Raw genomic sequence first — 20,555 nt, forward strand, 5'->3', positions numbered from 1 at the left:
CTGCGCGCCGGCGATGTCCTTTTAGCCGACGCGCCGTCCGATAATGATCAGGCCGGAGCGCATAGTGCTCCGCAGTCTGCCACACGTGTTACAGCCCCGTCACATGAATCTCAGATTACGAGACGCACATCACTGGCCGTCCGGAGAGTGAGACGGGCCTGACGCGTGCGCGTCAAGCCCGCTCCTTCGAGACCGTTCAGGCGAGGTTCGTGATCCACTGGTAGGGGTCGGGGCGGTTGCCGTACTGGATGCCGACGAGTTCCTCGCGAAGACGGAGGGTGACGGGGCCGCCCTCTTCGGAGATGGTGAACTCGCCCTCGGCGCCCTTGACGCGGCCGACGGGGGTGATGACGGCGGCGGTGCCGCAGGCGAAGACCTCGGTGAGGGCGCCGGAGGCGACGTCGGCCTGCCACTGCTCGACGCTGATCGGCTCCTCGGAGACCTTGATCCCGAGGTCGGGTGCGAGGCGGAGGAGGGAGTCGCGGGTGATGCCGGGAAGGATCGTGCCGGTGGTGGGCGGGGTGATGATCCGCGCGTCGGCGCCGGAGCCGTAGACGAAGAAGAGGTTCATGCCGCCCATCTCCTCCACCCAGCGGTGTTCGGCGGAGTCGAGCCAGACGACCTGGTCGCAGCCCTGCGCGACGGCCTCCTGCTGGGCGACGAAGGCCGCGGCGTAGTTGCCGCCGCACTTGGCGAAGCCGGTGCCGCCGGGGGCCGCGCGGGTGTACTCGGTGGACAGCCAGACCGAGACCGGCTTGATCGCGCCGGAGAAGTACGCGGCGGACGGCGAGGCGATCACGCAGAACAGGTACTTGGACGAGGGGTAGTTGACGCCCATGCCGGTCTCGGTCGCGATGATGAACGGCCGCAGGTACAGGCTGTGGCCCTCGCGGGTGGGCACCCAGTCCCTGTCGGCGTCGACGAGCAGGCGCAGCGCCTCGAGGAAGGTCTCCTCGGGCAGTTCCGGCATGGCCATGCGGCGGCAGGAGACGTTGAAGCGGGCGGCGTTGGCCTCGGGCCGGAAGCTGACGATGGAGCCGTCGGGCTGGCGGTAGGCCTTCATGCCCTCGAACAATTCCTGGGCGTAGTGGAAGACCTTGGTGGCCGGGTCCAGGGAGAGCGGTCCGTACGGCCGGAGCTGGGCGTCGTGCCAGCCTCGCTCGGTGTCCCACTCGATGGTGATCATGTGTTCGGTGAACACCTGCCCGAACCCGGGCTCGGCCAGCAGCTTCTCCAGCTCCTCCGGGGACTTGCGCTGCTCGGCGAGCTTGACGGTGAACTCGATCATTTGTCCAAACCTCTTCCGGGTCACCGGGGAACGACCTCCGGTGCTCTCCATTGTGTGCTCTGTCTCACGTTCACGCGACCTGGACCTTCTCGGTGACGCGGACACACCCGGAAAAACCGAAAACGGGCGCGCCGCGTCCGCGGCACGCCCGTCCTGACGACCCTTGAGGGGGACCAGGCGGCTGCCGCCTACCCGGCTACTCGCTTGGCGATGTCGTCGCCGATCTGCTGGGTGCTGCGCGCGCCCGAGCGCTCGGTGAGGTCCTCGCCGACGGCCTTCTCGATCTTGCGCGCCGCCTCGGGCAGGCCGAGGTGCTCCAGCAGCATCGCGACGGACAGGATGGTGGCCGTGGGGTCGGCCTTGCTCTGCCCGGCGATGTCGGGGGCGCTGCCGTGGACCGGCTCGAACATCGACGGCGCGGTCTTGTCCGGGTTGACGTTGCCGGAGGCGGCCAGGCCGATGCCGCCGGCGATCGCGGCGCCGATGTCGGTGATGATGTCGCCGAACAGGTTGTCGGTGACGATCACGTCGAAGCGGGACGGGTTGTTCACGAAGAACATGGTGGCCGCGTCGACGTGGACGTAGTCGGTGGCGACCTCGGGGAACTCCACCGCGACCTGCTTCATGATCCGCTGGTACAGCTCACCGGCGAAGGTGAGGACGTTGTCCTTGTGGACCAGGGTCAGCTTCTTGCGGGGCCGGGTGGCCGCGATCTGGAAGGCGTACCGCACGACGCGCTCGACGCCGAAGGCGGTGTTCACGCTCTCCTGGGTGGCGACCTCGTGCGGGGTGCCCTTGCGGACGACGCCGCCGACGCCGGTGTACGGCCCCTCGGTGCCCTCACGGACGACGATCATGTCGATGTCCTCGGGGGCGACGCCCGCCAGCGGGGTCGAGACGCCGGGGAACAGCTTGACCGGGCGCAGGTTCACGTAGTGGTCGAGGGCGAACCGCAGCTTGAGCAGCAGCCCCCGCTCCAGGGTGCCCGACGGGACGGTCGGGTCGCCGACCGCGCCGAGAAGGATGGCGTCCTGACCGCGGATCTCCTCCAGGACCGAGTCCGGGAGGACCTCGCCGGTCCGGTGCCACCGGGCGGCGCCGAGATCGTAGGCGGTCTGCTCGATCGACAGGTCGTACTGGCCGGCGATCACGTCGAGGACCTTCAGGCCTTCGGCGACGACCTCGGGGCCGATGCCGTCACCTGCGACGACTGCGAGTCGGATGTTGCGGGATGCCATGGCGGCATCCTAGTGCATTCGTCTCAGTCATCGGGCATCCGTCTCACATTTCAGAACACCTCACGAGACGCCCGAGATGTCCGCGCTTGACGGACGGCCCGGCGACAGAGGACCCTCCAAGGGACAAATCAATACAGAGGCGACGGTGTGCAGGAACCCGGTGAGAATCCGGGACGGTCCCGCCACTGTGATCCGGCCGCGTCCGGAGAGTCAGAACACTGACCCGTCGTCCTCCCTGATTCGGGGCGAGGCACCCCGAAAGGAGAACCATGAACACTCCCGAGACCACGGTGGCAACCGGCGCGCAGTCGGCCGCCGTAAGCGATCTCCGTACCTACGTGTTCCTCGCATTCGCGCTCGCCGTGGCGTTCGCCACGCTCTACGCGCTCTTCTTCGCCCCCCAGACCGTCCTGCACGAGCTCGCGCACGACGGCAGGCACCTCTTCGGCGCCCCCTGCCACTGATGGCCGCCGAACCCCTCCCCCGGCTCGTCGGCCGGGGTGTCATCGCCGGTGCCCTCGCCGGCCTGATCTCGGGCGGCTTCGCCTTCCTCGTCGCCGAACCGGTCATGGACCGGGCGGTCGAGCTGGAAGGGGAGCGCTCGGCCGCCGAAGCCGCAGCGGCGGGAATCCACGAGCACGCCGAAGAGGTGTTCACCCGCTCCGAGCAGCACCTCGGCCTCGTCCTGGCCTCGGTGGGGGCGGGCATCGCCTTCGGCATCATCTTCGCCGCCGTCTACTGGGCCGTGTTCCGCCGCACGTCGGCGGAACATCCTTGGCGGCGTGCCCTGACGCTCGCCGGAGCCGCCTTCACGGGCTACTGGCTTCTCCCGTTCGTCCGCTTCCCGCCCAACCCGCCGGGGGTGGGCGACGAGGGGACCCTGCAGCAGCGGACGCTCACCTGGGTCGCGGCGATCGTCATCGGCCTCGCCGCGATGTTCGTCGCGTGGCGGGTCGACGCGGCGCTGCGCGACAAGCCCGCGCACCTCAGGCACCTGGCGACCGGCGCGGTGCCGGTCGCGGGGCTCGCGGTGCTCTTCCTGATCCCCGGCGATCCCGACGAGCTCCCGGTGCCGCCGGAGCTGCTGTGGGACTTCCGGATCCTGGCCGCGGCCTCGGCGGTCATCCTCTGGACGTCCCTCGGCGTCGTCTTCGGGCTCCTCGGCGTCCGCGCCGCGGCGCCTGCACCGCGGCCCGTGCCGGCTTGACCCTGCCGACAGTGCCGACCGCGGCCCTGCCGGCCTGACCGGGCGCGCCGGGCGGACTCCCCTCCGCCCGGCGCGAGTCGGCTAGACCGGCGGCGAGAGCAGGACCGCGAGCCGCTCCGGCCCGGAGACCCCGAGCCGGCCGCAGATCTCGGCGATCTGGTCGGCGACGGTCTTGGCGGCGAGCCCCGTCTGCTCGGCGATCTCCGGCTCGGTCCGGCCTGCCGCGACGAGCCCGGCGAGCTCGTACTGGATGCGGCTGAGGTCGGGCACGGCGGCGGTGCGCAGCGCGGGCGTGCGGACCTGGTCGGAACGCTGGGCGAGCACCCACGCCCGGGTTCCGGCGGCCGCGGCCTGCTGCTTGTCCCAGTGCACCTCGGCGGCCTGCGCCGCGGCCTCCGCCGCGTGCAGCGTCATGCCGAGTTCCTCGAACTCGAACGACACCCCGATCAGCCCCGACCAGTCGCCGGCCGCCGACGCCTCGGCGTGCCTGGCGCACAGTGCGGCCAGGTCTCCTTCGGCGTCCTCGGCGAGGTAGGCCAGCCGGTCGGCGACGACGCCCGCGGCCCCGAGCCGCACCACGTCGTGCAGGGCGGTGAGCGCGTAAGGCCGCAGTTCCAGGGCTTCGGCCGCCGCGGCGGCGTCCAGCAGCCCGTGCACGGCGGCGCCCGTCGCGCCCTGGGCGACGAGCAGCCACGGGCGGGCGAGCGCCACGGGGAACCACAGCGCGCGCAGCGTCGGCAGCGCGCGGCGGTCGGCTTCGGCGAGCGCCTGCCGGGCGGTCGCGAGGTCGCCCGCGAGCGCCGCCGAGTGGGCGAGCTCCCCCAGGCACGGCCCGGCGAACAGCGACCTGCCGCGCGCCAGCATCCGGGCGCCGTCCCAGCCTTCGCGCAGCGCCGCGTGGATCTGGCCGCGGGCCCGCAGCACCCGCGCGCGGGTGGCGGCCCGGGCGACCGGGTCCTCGGACGGGGTGCCGTGCTCGGCGGCGGCGTCGAGGTCGCCGACGCTGATCCACACCCAGGAGCGCGCGAACTCCAGCAGCGGCTGGGACTCCGGCGCCTGCTCGCGCCAGTGCTCGGCGTGCCGCAGGCCCGCGCGCACCTTCTCCAGCGCGGCGGTCGCCTGCCCGGTGAGGGCCGCGGTGACCGCCTCGACGGTGTCGATGCGGGTGCGGATGGCCGGGTCGGCGTCGCTCAGCTCGGCGGCGTCGTCGGCGAGGTCGAACGCCTCGCGGTTGGCCGCGCGGTGCACCGCGAACGCGGCCCGCTGGGCGAGCAGCCGCTGCCGCGCGGCGGGCATGCCGACGGTCTCCAGCGCCACCGACAGGACGCGGTCGGCGTCCTCGGCGCGGCCCAGCCCGTAGGCGAGGACCGCGGCGCGGGCGCAGGCCAGCACGGTGCGGGCCTTGTCCTCGGGGCGGCGCGGCGCGTCGGCGAGCATCAGCTCGGCCTCCTCGGGCGAGCCGAGCGCCGAGAGCAGGGACGCCCGCGCGATGGCCTCCTCGAGGGAGGCGGGGCCGTCTCCGGAACGCGCGGGCACCTCTTTCCACTGGCCGCCGTCCAGGACGCCCGTGGATCTTCCGGCGCGCAGCAGCTCGTGGAGCAGGCGCAGGTCGCCGCCGGTCGCCTCGGCAAGGTACTCGGCGGTCGGCTCGTCGACGTCCTCAAGGACGCCGAGGTCGGCGAGCGGGCTCAGCTCGACGCGGCCGAGTGCGAGCCCGGCGAGCGGCTCGGGCACGTCACCGCCCGCGGCGATCAGGCACATCCGGCCGGAGGTGGCGAGCTCGGCCAGCAGCAGGCCCGAGTCCGCGTCCAGCTCGTGCACGTCGTCGACGACGACCGTGAAGGTGCCCTCCCCCGCACGCGCCAGGAGCGCGGCGGCGCCTCCCGCGACGTCCTTGACGGGCGTGCGGATCGGAAGGAGATGGGCGAAGGCGCCGAACATGACGGCAGGCGCCTGCCCGGCACGGGCCTCCAGCACCGGCGTGTCGACGGTCGCGGCGAACTCGTGGAGCAGCCGGGACTTGCCGACGCCTCCCGGTCCGACGATCACGGCCCCCGCCAGCGACGGGTCGAGGACCGCGGTGCGCACCGCGGCCATGTCGGCGTCCCTCCCGCGGAACGGCCATGCGGTCCCCACATCGGGAGCGAAGATTCCCCAGCGCGTCACGACCAGCCCTCAACTCTCCGGTGCGTCCCGGGCCACACCTCGACCTCGCGGTCACGGACCATCTGACGCCTGCCTTCTGCCGACGGTTCGCAGTTCACCAGTGTCTTTTACAGCGGGCGGTAGCCGCATTTCTCGCCGCCGGGCGGAACTCGGAGAAACAGGCGGCAGCCCTTACGCGGCCGTGAGGAAGTCAAGGCTGCCACCAGAGACGTCCGCTCCAGCATCGCACCTCGCGCCCCCCGTCGCGCGGTGACGGCCCGCGGCCGATTCCGGACACCTGCCGATCATCGGAGCGATTCCTACGGCGAAAGAACGAAATATCCGAATGCGGTGGATAGTCGTCGGTGCGAGGTCCGGCATTCGCCGTCCGGAAAAGAGAGAACGCCCGCCGGTGGCCGGCGGGCGTTCTCTCTTTTCGATCACGGGTGGGCGGCACGCGCCCGGCGGGGGCTACTCGCCCAGCTCGACCCGGCGGACCAGGCCCGCGCCGATCTCCTCGGAGATCGACTCCAGTACCTTCGGGTCGATCGCGGAGTCGACGGTGAGGACGGTGAGGGCCTTGCCGCCCTTGGCGTCCCGGCCGACCTGCATGCCCGCGATGTTGATGTTGAGGTCGCCCAGAAGGCGGCCGATGATCCCGATGACGCCCGGACGGTCGACGTAGCCGAGGACGACCATGTGCGGCGCCGGCGACAGCTCCACGTCGAAGCCGTTGATCTCGACGATCCGCTCCCAGTTGCGCGGGCCCGACAGGGTGCCGGAGACCGAGACGACCTCGCCGTCGGCCATGGTGCCCTTGACGGTGACGATGTTGCGCCACGCCGGGGACTCTTCGCTGGTGACCAGCGAGACCTCGACACCGCGCTCCTGCGCGACCAGCGGCGCGTTGACGAAGGTCACCGACTCCTCGACGACGTCGGAGAACACGCCCTTGAGCGCGGCGAGCTCGATCACCTTGACGTCGTGGGCGGTGATCTCGCCGCGCACGATCACGTCGAGGCGGGCGGGGACGCCGCCGGCCAGCGCGGTGAAGACCCGGCCGAGCTTCTCGGCGAGCGGCAGGCCCGGCTTGACGTCCTCGGCGACGGCGCCGCCCTGGACGTTGACGGCGTCCGGCACGAACTCGCCCGACAGCGCCAGCTTCACGGACTTGGCGACCTGCGTGCCCGCCTTCTCCTGCGCCTCGTGCGTGGAGGCGCCCAGGTGCGGAGTGATGACGATGTTGTCGTGCTTGAACAGCGGGCTTTCGGTCATCGGCTCGCTGGAGAACACGTCGAGGCCGGCGCCGGCGACGCGGCCCTCGGTGAGCGCAAGGTCGAGCGCGGCCTCGTCGACGATGCCGCCGCGGGCGGCGTTGACGATCCGGACCTCGGGCTTCACCAGGTGCAGCTCGCGGTCGCCGATGAGACCGAGGGTCTCCTTGGTCTTCGGAAGGTGGACGGTGATGAAGTCCGCCTGGGCGAGCAGCTCGTCCAGCGACACCAGCTTGACGCCCAGCTGGGCGGCGCGGGCGGCCTGGATGTAGGGGTCGTAGGCGATGACCTCCATGTCGAACCCGGCGAGGCGCTGGGCGACCAGGACGCCGATGCGGCCCAGGCCGAGGACGCCGACGGTCTTGCCCTGGAGCTCGACGCCGGTGTACTTGGAGCGCTTCCACTCGCCCTGCTTGAGGGCGGCGTGGCCCTGCGGGACGTTGCGGGCCGTCGCCAGCAGCAGCGCGATCGCGTGCTCGGCGGCGGTGACGATGTTGGAGGTCGGCGCGTTCACGACCATGACGCCGGCCTTGGTGGCGGCCTCGACGTCGACGTTGTCCAGGCCGACGCCGGCGCGGGCGACGACCCGCAGGCGCTTGGCGTGGTCGAAGACCTCCGCGTTGGCCTTGGTGGCCGAGCGGATGATCAGCGCGTCGACATCGGCGACGGCGGGGAGCAGGGCGGCGCGGTCGGCACCGTCCACGTAACGCACCTCGAAGTCGTTCTCCAGGACGGCGATACCCGCCGGAGACAGCTCTTCGGCTACGAGGACGACTGGCTTGCTCAACGTGGGAATCCTTGAGGTGAGATCTGTGCAGGTGAAAGGCCGCCACGCCCTCGTGCCAGGCCCGTGGTCCACTCTATCCCCGCCCGGGTGTCAGGCCCGACGAGACCGCCCGAACTCCCAGAATCGGCGTGGGCGGGGCAGGGCCGTGCCGTCGATTCCGATCCACAGGCCGTCGGAGAGGTCGATGGTGATCCCCTCGCGGACCTTGGGGTTCTTGAAGCCCGGGGCCAGGACCGTCCCGAAGGGGGCGGTCCGGCGCAGTCCGAGGACCGTCACCTCGACGTCGACGGTCCACATGCCGGCTTCCGGCACTTCGAGGGCGTACTCGAACTCCTCGCCGGAGTCCGAGACGGGGTGGGCGACCGTCTCGTCGCCGTCGCGGAAGATGAGCTGGATCTCCTGGCCCCTGGCCTGGACCCGGGAGATGGCGGCGCGGCCGACGATCTTCAGCCGTCCGCTCCGGTCCCAGGACAGGCCGGTGAGGACGTGGTCGACGCCCACCTCGGCGGTGATGTCGGCGTCTTGGCGGGGCACCCCGCGCAGGTACGGGTAGACGGCGTAGACGCGGCCCCCGACGACGACGGCGCCCTCCTTGTGTCCGGCGAGCTCGTCGGCGATGAGCCGCTCCAGCTCCTCGAACAGCTCGTTCTCGATGCAGAACGCGCGCAGCCTCTCGCCCTCGGGCAGCTCCTGCCGGACGTCGGCGGTGAGCAGACCCCCGAGCAGGCCCTTGGTCGCGGTCACGACCTGCCGTCGCACGGGCTGCTCCACCTCCAGGAACCGCTGGTCGTACACGCGCAGGATCTCGCGGGTGATGCTGAGGGTCGGTGTCGTCGTCACTGGTGAAGGGCTCCCCGTGGGGCGGGCGCGCGGGCGCTGCGGACAACCCTGAACGGTAGGCCCGGAAGGCCTTTTCGCGCGACTCCGACACGGCACACGGCGAACCGGGCGGCCTCTCCCCTTGTCCGGTACATACTCGGTATGCATACTCAGTATGTATGTCGATCCGTCACGGCCTGCTGGCCCTCCTCGCCCGGGGGCCCCGCTACGGCTACCAGTTGCGCGCCGAGTTCGAGGCGGCGACGGGCGGCGCCTGGCCCCTCAACATCGGCCAGGTGTACACGACGCTCGGCCGGCTCGAACGCGACGGCCTCGTCACACGGTCCGAGACCGATGCCGAAGGCCGGCAGTGCTACGCCGTCACCGAGGAGGGGCGGGCCGAGGCCGCCCAGTGGTTCACCGCCCCGATCACCCGCGCCGACCGACCCCGTGACGAACTCGTCGTCAAACTGGCCATGGCGCTCGACGGGCCCGGCGTGGACGTCCGCGCCGTCGTCCACGCCCAGCGCGCCTCGACCCTCGCGGCGATGCGCGACCTCACCCGGCGCAAACTGGCCGCCGCCGAACCCGCCCAGGCACTCGTCCTGGACGCGCAGATCTTCCAGGCCGAAGCCGAGATCCGCTGGCTCGACCACTGCGAACGCTCGCTGAGCGCACGCTGACCGCGTCTCCCCCGACCCCCCGAGGAACGACCATGAGTGTGCTCGACCTCCGCGACGTCCATCGCGACTACGGCTCCGGAGCCTCCCTCGTCCACGCCCTGCGCGGCCTGTCCTTGACGGTCGAGGCCGGCGAGTTCGTCGCCGTCATGGGGCCGTCGGGATCCGGCAAGACGACCCTGCTCAACATCGCGGGCGGGCTGGAGCGGCCGAGCCGGGGCGAGGTCCTCGTCGCCGACCGGCTGCTCACCGGCGACCGCGCCGTCCTGGCCGCCCTGCGCCGCCGCTCCGTCGGCTACGTCTTCCAGGACCTCAACCTCATCCCCGCGCTCACCGCCGCCGAGAACGTCATGCTGCCGCGCGAACTCGACGGCGTCCGCGCCTCCCGGGCCCGCGCCGAGGCGCTCGCCGCGCTCGACGAGGTGGGCCTGGCCGAGGCGGCCGACCGCTACCCCGACGAGCTGTCCGGCGGGCAGCGCCAGCGCGTCGCCATCGCCCGCGCCCTCATCGGCGAACGGAGCCTCATCCTCGCCGACGAGCCCGCCGGGGCCCTCGACTCGGTGTCCGGCGACGAGCTGATGAAGGTCCTGCGCGGCCGCTGCGACGCCGGGGCCGCCTGCCTGATGGTGACGCACGAGTCCCGACACGCCGCCTGGGCCGACCGGACGGTCTTCCTGCGCGACGGCGCCCTCGACGGCTTCGAGGAAACGGCGTGAACGGCCTTCGCGCCCCGCTGCGCCTCGCCTACCGGGACGCCCTGCGCGCCAAGGGGCGCACCGCGCTCGTCCTGGCGATGATCGGCCTGCCGGTCGCCGCCGTCACCGTCCTCAGCCACGTGCTGGGGGCCGTGCACACCGGGAACGCGACCGCCGACCACGTGGACTCCTCAGCGCAGGCCGCCGACTTCGCCGTCTACGCCCTCGTCGCGGCCATGGCCGTGCTCCAGGTCGTCCTGCTGGCCGGTCCCGCGTTCGCGGTCGGGCTGCGCCGGCAGCGGCTGCTGCTCGCCCAGCTCGCGGCGGCGGGAGGCACGCCCGGGCACCTGCGCGCCGTGGTCCTGTCGGCCGGGCTGCTGCTCGGCGCAGCCGCGGCGGTCCTGGGCACCGCGGCGGGGCTCCTCGTCTCCGCCGTCCTGCGCCCCGCCCTGTCCGACGGCATGGACTTCGCGCCCTGGCGGTTCGACGTCACGCAGATCGCCGTCACGGCCGCCGTCGCGGTGCTCAGCGGACTCGCCGCCGCCTACTCCCCCGCCCGCCAGGCCGGGCGCACCGACCCCGCCGCGGTCCTCGCCGGACGCCGCGACGAGCCCCGTGCGAGCCGCGGCCTGCCCGTCCTGGGCATCGTGCTCATCGGCGCCGGGCTCGTCTTCACCAAGATGTCCCTGTGGAGCCTGCGCGAATGGGGGCCCGCCCTCGGGGCCGTGCCCGTCATCCTCGGATTCGTGCTGCTCGCGCCCACCGCCGTGGCGCTGTGCGCCCGGCTCGCCGGGCCGCTGCCGCTCCCGCTGCGCCTGGCCGTCCGCGACGCGGGCCGCCACCGCGGCCGGACCGCCCCGGCCGTCGCGGCGATCACCGCGGCGGTGGCGGCCTTCACCGCCCTCGGCGTCGGCCTCGTCAGCGACACCGAGCAGCGGCGGCTCGAATACCACGGCACGGTCGCCGAAGGGCACACGGTCGTCGGGGACCTGCGGCCGGACACCGCCGTGCGGGTGCGCGCCGCGCTGGAGGCCGCCGTGCCCGAGGGCTCCGTCCACGAGGTCGTCGGGCTCGACGAGTCAGGCCCCGACCTGTCGCCGCAGTGCTCGTGCGTCACGACCGGGCCCGCGTGGGAGCTGCGGCTCGGATCCCGCCACTTCGTCGGCGGCCCGGAGGTCCTGCGGTACCTGCTCGGCCGCGACGACCCGGCGGCCACGGCGGCGCTGGCGCGCGGCGAGGCCGTCGCGCTCGTCCCGAACGGCCTGGAGGGCGGGGAACTGCGCCTCGAATACGCGGACTTCCCCGAAGACGGCTCCGAAGGCCCGTCGAAGGTCCCGGTGCGGGAGATGGCCTTCCCCGCCGTACAGGTGACCGCCTACCTCGACGGGCCCATCGCCGTGCTCCCGCCCTCCCTCGCCGAGAAGACCGGCCTGCCGTCCCACACGAGCGCCTTCGTGGTGACCAGCCCGCTCGACGAGGAGGCGACCGCCGCGCTCGCCCGGGAGCTGCGGCCCTTCGGCGCCGCGGTGATGACCGAGCGCGGCTACCGCGAGTCGATCGCGATGCCCGCTCTCGTCCTCGGCGGCGTCGCCGCCTTCCTCGTCCTGGCCGCGGCCCTGATCGCGACGGGACTGGCCGCCGCCGACTCCCGCCCCGACCTGGCCACCCTCACCGCCGTCGGCGCCCGCCCCCGCACCGTCCGCCTGATCCGCCTCGCCCAGTCCGCCTACATCACCCTTCTCGGCTGCGCCCTCGGCATCCTGGCGGGCCTCCCGCCGGGCATCGCCGTGACCCGCCCCCTCACCGCGAACCAGGAGACCTCCCAGGCCGCCCCCCACGGCGTCATCACCGAAATCCCCTGGTCCCTCCTGGCCGCCGTCTGTCTCGGCACCCCACTCCTCGTCGCCGCCCTCACCGCCCTCACCACCCGCACCACGATCCCCCCGGCCCGCCACCTCACCTGACCGGGGACGGGCAGGGGCCCTTCCCGCACTGCGGGAAGGGCCCCTGCTTCCGTGGATCAGGCCCGGAAGACGTCCTCGGCCGACCCGGCCTCGAAGGCCGCGTCGAACCAGCGGTCCAGGGTCTCCAGGTCGGTGCACTCCAGGACCCTGTCGCGCACCTCACCGGACACGTGGAGGCCGCGCCGCCGCAGCACCCTCAGGACGGACTCGGCCTTCCCCCTGGCCTCGCCCTCGGCCAGGCCCTCGGCCAGGCCCTCGGCCTTGTACTGGGCGCCGAGGCGCTTGGAGTACTCGCTGGTGAAACGGAAGTCCTTGGTGGCCATGATGTGCTCCGCGTGGGCTCGGGCTGGTCCGGTGAGGAGAGCGGTGACGAATTCACTGTACTGAGCCCCGGTGACGGGGTCCAGGGTGTTGAGGGCTTCGAAGACGGCGTCCAGAATTGCCGTTTCTCCCGATTTATCGCCATGAGTGATGGCGGAAAGGACGGCGAGTTCGACATTCCGGAGGGCACCGGACATCGTGGTGACGCGCTCGATGTGCTCGCTCGTGACGACGAGGGGGCGGAGGACGAAACCGGGGTGGCCGATCGCGAGTCCTGCCGCGCACCACTGGCGCACCCGCTCGCTCGTGGTCAGCACCAGCATGACGACGGGGCAGCGCAGGTCATGGAACAGCCGCACCACGTACATGGGCCAGGCGAAGCGGCGGGACTCGTCCTTGCGGAGCTGGACCTCGAAGCACACCGCGAACTCGGGCTCCCCTTCGGAGTTCCGGAAGATGACGGTGCGGTCCCTGGTGAGCTCGACGGGCTTGAGCTCGTTGCTCTCGTCCGAGCCGAGGAAGGGGGTGCAACCCTCCGGGGTCTTGACACCCAGGAGTTCACAGAAATGCGCGACCAGCGACGGATTGTTCCTTATCAGGAGAGTCCGTGCTTCGTGCGCCAGCGATACAGGCATGGAAGTGACGGTAGGCGCACCTGCGGAGGCGTTTCCGGGAAATCTGACTTTCCTGATTTGTATATAGAAGGGTTTGTCCAGATAGAAAAGGAAAGGTCGAGGGGGAAACGGGCCCTCCCGGAGGAGGGCCCCTGTCCGTCAGAGGACGATGACGGTTTTGCCCTTGGATCTGCCGGAGCGGAGGGACGTGATCGCGGCCGGGGCGTCCTCCAGGCGGACTTCGTTCTCCACCCGGACTTTGAGGCGGCCTCCGTCGGCGAGCTCGGCGAGGAGGGCCAGGAGTTCGGAGGTGGTGCGGTTGAAGAGGTTGGCGCCCTGGATGTCGATGGCGGCGAGGGCGTCGGGGTCGGCGGCGCCGAGGGTGCTGATGTAGATGCCGCCGCGGCGCAGGACGCCGGTGATCGGGGTGTCGCCGCGGGTGGCGGTGACGAGGTCGATGACGACATCGATGCCGCCAGGGTGGGCTTCCAGGACGTCCTCGACGACACGGCCGCGCGTGAAGTCGACGGTCTCGGTGGCGCCGAGTTCCGTCAGGTAGTCGGCCATGTCCGGTTCGGCGGTCGCGATGACATGGGCGCCCTTGTTGTCGGCGAGTTGGACCGCCGACTGCCCTACCCCGCCCGTCGCCCCGTTGATGAGCACGACGGTGCCCGGTTCGATCTTGGTGGTCTCCACCAGGTTGTAGGCGGTGCTGCTGGCCGTCGGGAGGGCCGCCGCCCACGTGAAGGGCAGCCCCTCCGGGAAGGTCGCCACGGGCCCGTGCTCGTCGGCCACCGCGTAGTCGGCGTACGACCCCAGGCCCTTCTGGACCCGCATGAACTGCCCGTAGACGGAGTCGCCCACCTTGAACCTGCTGACCCCCGGGCCGACCTTCTCGACGACCCCCGCGCCGTCCGAGCCCATGATCATCGGGAAGTGGTGGTCGACGTTCCCGCGCATGGCCCCGTCGGCGGCCTTCCAGTCGAACGGGTTGATTCCCGCGGCCCGCAGCCGCACGAGGATCTCCCCAGGGCCCGCCTCCGGAGCCGGCAGCTCCATCACCTCGGGAGTCGCCCCGAACTCCGCCACCGCCACAGCACGCATGGTCTGCTCCCCCCGAAGCCGCTGTCCCGTTACCGGGGAAGACCTACCCCGAAGCGGACCGCCCGCACACCCCAAGGGCGTACGGGCGGTAAGCGGGCCGGAAAGACCGCGTCGCGGGGACGTCAGTCGTTCAGCCAGGAGAACATCGGGCGCAGCTTGGCGCCGGTGACCTCGATCGGGTGCGAGCCCAGCTCCTCGCGGTACTTCAGGTGGTTCGGCTGCCCGGCGGCGAACTCGGCCACCAGCTCCTTGGTGAACTCACCCGACTGGATCTCGGCGAGGATCTTCTTCATCTCGGCCTTGGTGTCCGAGGTGATGATGCGCGGGCCGCGGGTGTAGCCGCCGAACTCGGCGGTGTCCGAGACCGACCAGTACATCTTCTGGATGCCGCCCTCGTAGATGAGGTCGACGATCAGCTTCAGCTCGTGGAGGCACTCGAAGTACGCGACCTCGGGCTGGTAGCCGGCCTCGACCAGGACCTCGAAGCCGGTCTTGATCAGCTCGGCGGTGCCGCCGCACAGCACGGCCTGCTCGCCGAACAGGTCGGTCTCGGTCTCCTCCTTGAAGGTGGTCTTGATGCCACCCGCGCGGAGGCCGCCGATGCCCTTGGCGTAGGACAGGGCGAGCGCCCAGGCGCTGCCGGACTCGTCCTTCTCGACGGCCACGATCACCGGGACGCCGCGGCCGGCCTCGAACTGGCGGCGGACCAGGTGGCCCGGGCCCTTCGGGGCGACCATGGCGACGTCGACGCCCGCGGGCGGGTCGATGAGGCCGAAGCGGATGTTCAGGCCGTGGCCGAAGAAGAGCGCGTCGCCCTCCGACAGCTCCGGCTTGATGTCGTTCTCGTAGATGCCGGCCTGGAGGTGGTCCGGGGCCAGGATCATGATCAGGTTCGCCTCGGCGGCGGCCTCGCGCGGGGTGACGACGCGCAGGCCGTCGGCCTCGGCCTTGGCCCGCGACTTGGAGCCCTCGGGCAGGCCGACCCGCACGTCGACGCCGGAGTCGCGCAGGGAGAGCGCGTGCGCGTGACCCTGGGAGCCGTAGCCGATCACCGCGACGCTCTTGCCCTGGATGATGCTCAGGTCAGCGTCGTTGTCGTAGAACATCTCAGCCATGGTGTGGGCTGTTGCCTTTCTCGTGGGTTACGCGCTGCGCGATTCGAGCGCACGCAGAGAACGATCGGAAATGGAGCGGGCGCCGCGGCCGACCGCGATGATGCCCGACTGCACCAGTTCCTTGATACCGAACGGCTCCAGGCACTTGAGCAGCGCCTCTAGCTTGTCACGGTTGCCGGTGGCTTCGATCGTCACGGCGTCGGGGGCGACGTCGACGACCTTGGCCCGGAACATCTGGACGATCTCCAGCACCTGGGAGCGGATCTCCGCGGAGGTGGCGACCTTGACGAGGATCAGCTCGCGCTGCACGGAGGACGACGGGTCGAGCTCGACGATCTTCAGCACGTTGACGAGCTTGTTGAGCTGCTTGGTGACCTGCTCCAGCGGCAGATCCGAGACGCTCACGACGATCGTGATGCGCGAGATCTCCGGGTGCTCGGTCTCGCCGACCGCCAGGGAGTCGATGTTGAAGCCGCGGCGGGAGAACAGGCCCGCGATACGGGCCAGGACCCCGGGCTTGTTCTCGACGAGAACGGAGAGTGTGTGCCGGCTCATCAGTCTTCGTGCTCCCACTTCGGCGCGAGGTCCCGCGCGTACTTGATGTCGTCGTTGCTGGAACCCGCGGCGACCATCGGCCAGACCATCGCGTCGTCGTGGACGACGAAGTCGATGATGACCGGCCGGTCGTTGATCGCCATGGCCTTCTCGATGGCCGCGTCGACCTCTTCGGCGCGCTCGACCCGCAGGCCCTCGCAGCCGTAGGCGTCGGCGAGCTTCACGAAGTCGGGGATACGCTTGGAGTGCAGCTTGGTGTTGGAGTAGCGGCCGTCGTAGAAGAGGGTCTGCCACTGCCGGACCATGCCGAGGTTACCGTTGTTGATGATGGCGACCTTGATGGGGATGCCCTCGATCGCGCAGGTGACGAGCTCCTGGTTGGTCATCTGGAAGCAGCCGTCGCCGTCGATCGCCCAGACGACCTTGTCGGGCGCGCCGGTCTTGGCGCCCATCGCGGCCGGGACCGCGTAGCCCATGGTGCCCGCGCCGCCGGAGTTGATGAACGATCCGGGCTGCTCGTACTCGATGAACTGCGAGGCCCACATCTGGTGCTGGCCGACGCCCGCGCAGTACAGCGCGTCCGGTCCGGCGATCTTGCCGAGCCGCTCGATGACGTACTGCGGGGCGAGCTCCCCGTTCGGCGGCGTGTCGTAGCCGAGCGCGTAGGTCTCCTTCCACGCGTTCAGTTGCTTCCACCAGGCGGTGTAGTCGGCGGTGCGGCCCGCTTCCTGCTCGGCCTTGACCGCGGTGATCAGGTCGGCGATGACCTCGCGGGCGTCGCCGACGATGGGGACGTCGGCGTGCCGGTTCTTGGAGATCTCGGCGGGGTCGATGTCGGCGTGGACGACCGCGGCGTCGGGCGCGAACGAGTCGAGGTTGCCGGTGACGCGGTCGTCGAAGCGGGCGCCGAGCGCGACGAGGAGGTCGGACTTCTGGAGCGCGCCGACCGCGCCGACGGTGCCGTGCATGCCGGGCATGCCCATGTGCTGCGGGTGGCCGTCGGGGAAGGAGCCCAGCGCCATCAGGGTGGTGACGACGGGCGCGCCGGTCAGCTCGGCGAGGACGCGCAGCTCCTCGGACGCTCCGGCCTTGATGACGCCGCCGCCGACGTACAGGACGGGCCGCTTGGCGTCCATGATCAGGCGGGCCGCCTCACGGACCTGCTTGGAGTGCGGCCGGGTGACGGGGCGGTAGCCCGGCAGCCGCATCTCCTCGCCCCAGACGAAGTCGAACGTGGCCTGGAGCGCGTCCTTGGAGATGTCGACGAGGACGGGGCCGGGACGGCCGGTGCCGGCGATGTGGAACGCCTCGACGATCGTCCGGGCGATGTCGCGCGGGTCGGTGATGAGGAAGTTGTGCTTGGTGATCGGCAGGGTGATGCCGGAGATGTCGGCTTCCTGGAACGCGTCGGTGCCGATGGCCTTGGAGGCGACCTGGCCGGTGATCGCGACGATCGGGACGGAGTCCATGTAGGCGTCGGCGATCGGGGTCACGAGGTTGGTGGCGCCCGGACCGGACGTCGCCATGCAGACGCCGACCTTGCCCGTGGCCTGGGCGTATCCCTGTGCCGCGTGTCCCGCGCCCTGCTCGTGCCGGACCAGGATGTGCCGCAGCTTCGCTGAGTCGTAGAGCGGGTCGTACGCCGGAAGGATCGCCCCGCCCGGAATCCCGAACACGGTGTCGACGCCGACGTTCTCCAAGGCACGGACCAGCGCCTGGGCCCCGGTCATCTGCTCGGTCATCTGTACTTCCTTCGGAAGGAGGGAGGGTGGTGAGACGGTGTCGATGGCGGCCGGCGAGTGGGTCCCCGGCCAACAAAAAACCCCTCGCGCCGCAAGGGCGGTCGAGGGGCGCGCACAGGCCGAGGACTTGGCTCAGGCTGCGCGCCTGCCAAGTACTACGAGGATGCGGAAGCTGTTCTGCACACCCCTACTTTTGCCGATGTGACACCTCCAGGTCAAATCCATGTTGCAGATATCTCAGGACTTGAGATAGGAGGCGGGTTCAGCCGGCCTGGACGCCGGGCATCGGGACGACCCCGGGCCTGATCTCCGCGTCGATCCGCGCGGCCGACATGGGGCGGGCCAAGTAGAAGCCCTGGCCGCGGTGGCAGCCCATCTCGCGGAGGGCCCCGTGCTGGGCGGCGCTCTCGATCCCCTCGGCGACGACGGTCAGGCCGAGGTCGGAGCCGAGGCGGATGATCGTCCGGGTGAGGAGGGTGCGGGTCTCGTCGCCGTCCAGGCCCGCGGTGAAGGACGGGTCGATCTTGATGACGTCGACGGGGAGCTGGCCGAGGAAGGCCAGGGAGGCGTAGCCGGTGCCGAAGTCGTCGATCGCCAGGCGGACGCCGAGCTCGCGCAGCACCGCGAGGCGTTCGCCGTGCTGCTCGCCGGGCGGGATCTCGCCGCTCTGGAGCTGCTCGACCAGGACCTCCTCCTTCACCTCGAGGATGAGGGCGTGCGGCGGGAGGCCCGTCTCGGTCAGCGCGGCGGCGACGGTCGCGGCGAACTTCGGGGCGGCGATCTGCCGGGCCGTGAAGTTCACCGACAGGCTGATCTCCCAGCCCTCGGCGCGCCAGCGGGCCGCCTGGGTGCATGCCTCCCGCAGGATCCAGGCGCCCAGCGGCACGATCAGCCCGGACTCCTCGGCGGCGTCCAGGAACTCCTCCGGGGGCATCTGGCGGCCGTCGCGGCGCCAGCGGGCGAGCGCCTCCACCCCGGTGACCCGGCCGTCGGCGAGCTCCACGATCGGCTGGAAGGCGACCTCGAACTCCTCCTCGGCCAGAGCGCGCTGGAGGTCGCTGCTCAGCTCCATCCGGCGGACCACCGCGGCGTGCATCTGGGTCGCGAACACCTCGACCCGGCCGCCGCCCAGCTCCTTGGCCCGGGTCATGGCCAGGTCGCCGTTGCGGATCAGGGACGCCGAGCCTGTCTCGTCGAGGCTGTGCGCCTCTGTGGTGGAGGCGAGGTCGTCGTCGGCGAACGCCACGCCCACGCCCGCGGTCAGCGCGATGCCGCGCTCCCCCACCCGGTACGGCTCGCCGGACAGCACCCGAAGGAGGCGCTCGGCCAGATCGACGACGGACTGGGCGTCGGAGGCCGTCTCGACCAGGACCGCGAACTCGTCGCCGCCCCACCGCGCGACGGTGTCGTCGGCCGGGACCGCGGCGCGCAGCCTCCGCGCGGCCTGGGCCAGCACCTGGTCGCCCGCGGCGTGCCCCGCCGAGTCGTTGACGGCGGTGAACCCGTCGAGGTCGAGGAAGATCACCGCGCTGACGGGGCTGCGGCGGGCCAGCACCTGGCGGGCCCGCTCCTCGAAGTAGGCGCGGTTCGGCAGGCCGGTGAGGCCGTCGTGGAAGGTCAGGTGGTCGACCTGGCGCTTGAGCGCCGCCTCTTCCGACAGGTCACGGATCGTGATCAGCACCCGGCCCGGGGCATAGCGGGAGAACGTGGACTCCGTGGGCAGCCAGGTGCCGTCCTCCGTGCGCAGTCGGCAGGCGAGCCTCAGCGGCTCGCGGGCCCCCTCGTCGCACCGGTTGAGCGCCGCGACGACCTCCGAGACGTCCTCGGAGTGCAGCAGGTCGGTCAGCGGGCGGCCGAGCAGATCGGGCAGGGCGTGCCCGGTGGTCCACTGCTCGCCCGCGTTGACGTACTGGACGGTGCCGGGCTCGTCGCAGATCAGTACGAGGTCCTCGACGCTCTGCGCGAGCGCCCGGAAGTGCTCCTCGCCCGCCCGGACATCCGACTTCAGCCTGTCGTTCTCGCGCAGCAGGTCGGTCAGACGGGCGATGAGGACGAGCAGGGCCGTTCCCGAGACGATCAGCACGACCGGTTCGACCGGGCGGCTGCCCGTCAGGGTGTGCCCGGCCACGAACATCGCCGCGGCGCCCGCCAGCAGCGCGGGCGCGATGCCCGGCCCGACCATCCGGCCGCGCGCCCCGCCCCGGCGCGAGCCCGTGCCGATCCAGGGGGCCGCGCCGAGCAGCAGCAGCCCGGCGAACCGGAACACGTCGCCGATGACCGAGGTGCCGCTCTCCAGCCGGACCGCGGTGTTGATCACGTCGCCGGTGGTGAGCGCGAGCAGCACCAGGTAGGCGACGACGGCGGTGGGCCGCTGCCTGCGGGCCGCGCCCAGGACGAACGGGAGCAGCGCGCACAGCAGGACTATGTCCAGCAGCGGGAAGACGAGTTCCAGAAGGAACTGCACCGGGGCCTCGCCCGACAGCCGGAAGAGGTTCCCGAAGATCGCGTCCCAGCCCAGGACGAACAGCGCCACCCCGCACACGTAGGAGTCCGCGCCGTATCTCAGCCACTGCCTCGCCGAGCGCGGCAGCCGGGTCGGCGCGATGAAGCCCGCGGCGAACGCGACGACGGCCGCCACCCCGAACAGGTCGGCCAGCGACAGGGACATGACCTGTCCCGGGATGACCAGCAGGGTGACCGCGCGGACGACCGCGCTGATCCCCCACAGCGCCGCGGCGGCCCCGAACCAGCGCCACGAGGCGGTGTCCCCGGGCTTGTGCCAGGCCGCGTACAGGAGGCTGCCGCAGGCGGCGGCGCCCGCGCCGGCGGCGAACCAGTCGCTCGTCCAGCCCAGCAGCGCACCGATCGCGTACAGCGCGGCCAACGTGCCGACGATGGTCAGCGGCAGCGCCTGCGCCGGCAGTCGGCGCGGCGATTCCTCGCCTGTCATCGTCGTTCTTGCTCCTGGTTTCGCGCGGCCCGCCGGACGGCCACGGCTCGGCGTGGA

16 protein-coding genes and 1 riboswitch are annotated in these 20,555 nt (G+C 71.5%); of the genes, 5 read left to right on the forward strand and 11 right to left on the reverse strand.

The window, feature by feature from the left end:
• Positions 1 to 196 precede the first annotated feature (196 nt).
• The gene (locus ACYVOM_RS01745; protein WP_460301396.1) at positions 197 to 1,288 is read right to left on the reverse strand and encodes a branched-chain amino acid aminotransferase; all 1,092 of its coding nucleotides are present in this window, start codon (positions 1,286 to 1,288) and stop codon (positions 197 to 199) included.
• A gap of 188 nt (positions 1,289 to 1,476) precedes the next feature.
• The gene (locus tag ACYVOM_RS01750; protein ID WP_460301397.1) at positions 1,477 to 2,526 is read right to left on the reverse strand and encodes a 3-isopropylmalate dehydrogenase; all 1,050 of its coding nucleotides are present in this window, start codon (positions 2,524 to 2,526) and stop codon (positions 1,477 to 1,479) included.
• 125 nt (positions 2,527 to 2,651) lie between these two features.
• A riboswitch (adenosylcobalamin (AdoCbl) riboswitch) is annotated at positions 2,652 to 2,793 on the forward strand.
• A 2-nt stretch (positions 2,794 to 2,795) separates the two neighbouring features.
• On the opposite strand from ACYVOM_RS01750, the gene ACYVOM_RS01755 reads away from it, so the two are divergent.
• Positions 2,796 to 2,990: a CbtB domain-containing protein gene (locus ACYVOM_RS01755; RefSeq protein WP_460301398.1), complete on the forward strand. Its 195-nt coding sequence runs from the start codon at positions 2,796 to 2,798 to the stop codon at positions 2,988 to 2,990.
• Complete coding sequence (locus ACYVOM_RS01760) at positions 2,990 to 3,733, forward strand: CbtA family protein (RefSeq protein WP_460301399.1); 744 nt, start codon at positions 2,990 to 2,992, stop codon at positions 3,731 to 3,733. The genes ACYVOM_RS01755 and ACYVOM_RS01760 overlap by 1 nt, the downstream gene beginning before the upstream one ends.
• Positions 3,734 to 3,814: 81 nt before the next feature.
• Here ACYVOM_RS01760 and ACYVOM_RS01765 read toward each other — a convergent pair whose 3' ends face one another.
• The 3 genes from ACYVOM_RS01765 to ACYVOM_RS01775 form a co-directional block, all read right to left on the reverse strand.
• Positions 3,815 to 5,899, reverse strand: a complete 2,085-nt coding sequence (locus ACYVOM_RS01765) for an AAA family ATPase (RefSeq protein WP_460301400.1) — start codon at positions 5,897 to 5,899, stop codon at positions 3,815 to 3,817.
• 450 nt (positions 5,900 to 6,349) lie between these two features.
• On the reverse strand, positions 6,350 to 7,939 hold the full coding sequence (serA, locus tag ACYVOM_RS01770; RefSeq protein WP_460301401.1) for a phosphoglycerate dehydrogenase: 1,590 nt from the start codon (positions 7,937 to 7,939) through the stop codon (positions 6,350 to 6,352).
• Between the two features lie 90 nt (positions 7,940 to 8,029).
• Positions 8,030 to 8,779, reverse strand: coding sequence for a hypothetical protein (locus ACYVOM_RS01775; RefSeq protein WP_460301402.1), 750 nt, complete (start codon positions 8,777 to 8,779; stop codon positions 8,030 to 8,032).
• A 158-nt stretch (positions 8,780 to 8,937) separates the two neighbouring features.
• Between ACYVOM_RS01775 and ACYVOM_RS01780 the strand changes: the two genes are divergently transcribed.
• The 3 genes from ACYVOM_RS01780 to ACYVOM_RS01790 are packed head-to-tail and all read left to right on the forward strand — an operon-like array spanning position 8,938 to position 12,097.
• The gene (locus tag ACYVOM_RS01780; protein WP_460301403.1) at positions 8,938 to 9,441 is read left to right on the forward strand and encodes a PadR family transcriptional regulator; all 504 of its coding nucleotides are present in this window, start codon (positions 8,938 to 8,940) and stop codon (positions 9,439 to 9,441) included.
• A 32-nt stretch (positions 9,442 to 9,473) separates the two neighbouring features.
• Entirely contained in the window at positions 9,474 to 10,154 is a 681-nt protein-coding gene (locus ACYVOM_RS01785) for an ABC transporter ATP-binding protein (protein WP_460301404.1), read from the forward strand.
• Entirely contained in the window at positions 10,151 to 12,097 is a 1,947-nt protein-coding gene (locus tag ACYVOM_RS01790; protein ID WP_460301405.1) for an FtsX-like permease family protein, read from the forward strand. Before ACYVOM_RS01785 ends, ACYVOM_RS01790 begins: the two co-directional genes overlap by 4 nt.
• A gap of 56 nt (positions 12,098 to 12,153) precedes the next feature.
• On the opposite strand, the gene ACYVOM_RS01795 is transcribed toward ACYVOM_RS01790, so the two are convergent.
• The 6 genes from ACYVOM_RS01795 to ACYVOM_RS01820 all read right to left on the reverse strand — a co-directional run bounded on the left by ACYVOM_RS01795 (position 12,154) and on the right by ACYVOM_RS01820 (position 20,498).
• Entirely contained in the window at positions 12,154 to 13,053 is a 900-nt protein-coding gene (locus tag ACYVOM_RS01795; RefSeq protein WP_460301406.1) for an RpnC/YadD family protein, read from the reverse strand.
• 138 nt (positions 13,054 to 13,191) lie between these two features.
• Positions 13,192 to 14,136: an NADP-dependent oxidoreductase gene (locus tag ACYVOM_RS01800; RefSeq protein WP_460301407.1), complete on the reverse strand. Its 945-nt coding sequence runs from the start codon at positions 14,134 to 14,136 to the stop codon at positions 13,192 to 13,194.
• 122 nt (positions 14,137 to 14,258) lie between these two features.
• A complete protein-coding gene (gene ilvC, locus ACYVOM_RS01805) occupies positions 14,259 to 15,242 on the reverse strand; it encodes a ketol-acid reductoisomerase (protein WP_460301408.1) in 984 nt (327 codons plus the stop codon).
• A 36-nt stretch (positions 15,243 to 15,278) separates the two neighbouring features.
• Positions 15,279 to 15,806: an acetolactate synthase small subunit gene (ilvN, locus tag ACYVOM_RS01810; RefSeq protein ID WP_460301409.1), complete on the reverse strand. Its 528-nt coding sequence runs from the start codon at positions 15,804 to 15,806 to the stop codon at positions 15,279 to 15,281.
• A complete protein-coding gene (locus ACYVOM_RS01815) occupies positions 15,806 to 17,548 on the reverse strand; it encodes an acetolactate synthase large subunit (RefSeq protein WP_460301410.1) in 1,743 nt (580 codons plus the stop codon). Before ACYVOM_RS01815 ends, ilvN begins: the two co-directional genes overlap by 1 nt.
• A 262-nt stretch (positions 17,549 to 17,810) precedes the next feature.
• Positions 17,811 to 20,498 carry a putative bifunctional diguanylate cyclase/phosphodiesterase gene (locus ACYVOM_RS01820; RefSeq protein ID WP_460301411.1) on the reverse strand — a complete coding sequence of 896 codons (2,688 nt, stop codon included), beginning with the start codon at positions 20,496 to 20,498 and terminating at the stop codon, positions 17,811 to 17,813.
• Between the last annotated feature and the right edge of the window lie 57 nt (positions 20,499 to 20,555).

Source organism: Actinocorallia aurea (assembly GCF_054783995.1).

Coding starts and splice junctions, on each gene's coding strand:
- ACYVOM_RS01755 (WP_460301398.1), top strand. CDS start 2,796: ATGAACACTCCCGAGACCACGGTGGCAACCGGCGCGCAGTCGGCCGCC.
- ACYVOM_RS01795 (WP_460301406.1), bottom strand. CDS start 13,053: ATGCCTGTATCGCTGGCGCACGAAGCACGGACTCTCCTGATAAGGAAC.
- ACYVOM_RS01750 (WP_460301397.1), bottom strand. CDS start 2,526: ATGGCATCCCGCAACATCCGACTCGCAGTCGTCGCAGGTGACGGCATC.
- ACYVOM_RS01785 (WP_460301404.1), top strand. CDS start 9,474: ATGAGTGTGCTCGACCTCCGCGACGTCCATCGCGACTACGGCTCCGGA.
- ilvC (WP_460301408.1), bottom strand. CDS start 15,242: ATGTTCTACGACAACGACGCTGACCTGAGCATCATCCAGGGCAAGAGC.
- ACYVOM_RS01760 (WP_460301399.1), top strand. CDS start 2,990: ATGGCCGCCGAACCCCTCCCCCGGCTCGTCGGCCGGGGTGTCATCGCC.
- ACYVOM_RS01745 (WP_460301396.1), bottom strand. CDS start 1,288: ATGATCGAGTTCACCGTCAAGCTCGCCGAGCAGCGCAAGTCCCCGGAG.
- ACYVOM_RS01780 (WP_460301403.1), top strand. CDS start 8,938: ATGTCGATCCGTCACGGCCTGCTGGCCCTCCTCGCCCGGGGGCCCCGC.
- ACYVOM_RS01820 (WP_460301411.1), bottom strand. CDS start 20,498: ATGACAGGCGAGGAATCGCCGCGCCGACTGCCGGCGCAGGCGCTGCCG.
- ilvN (WP_460301409.1), bottom strand. CDS start 15,806: ATGAGCCGGCACACACTCTCCGTTCTCGTCGAGAACAAGCCCGGGGTC.
- ACYVOM_RS01800 (WP_460301407.1), bottom strand. CDS start 14,136: ATGCGTGCTGTGGCGGTGGCGGAGTTCGGGGCGACTCCCGAGGTGATG.
- ACYVOM_RS01815 (WP_460301410.1), bottom strand. CDS start 17,548: ATGACCGAGCAGATGACCGGGGCCCAGGCGCTGGTCCGTGCCTTGGAG.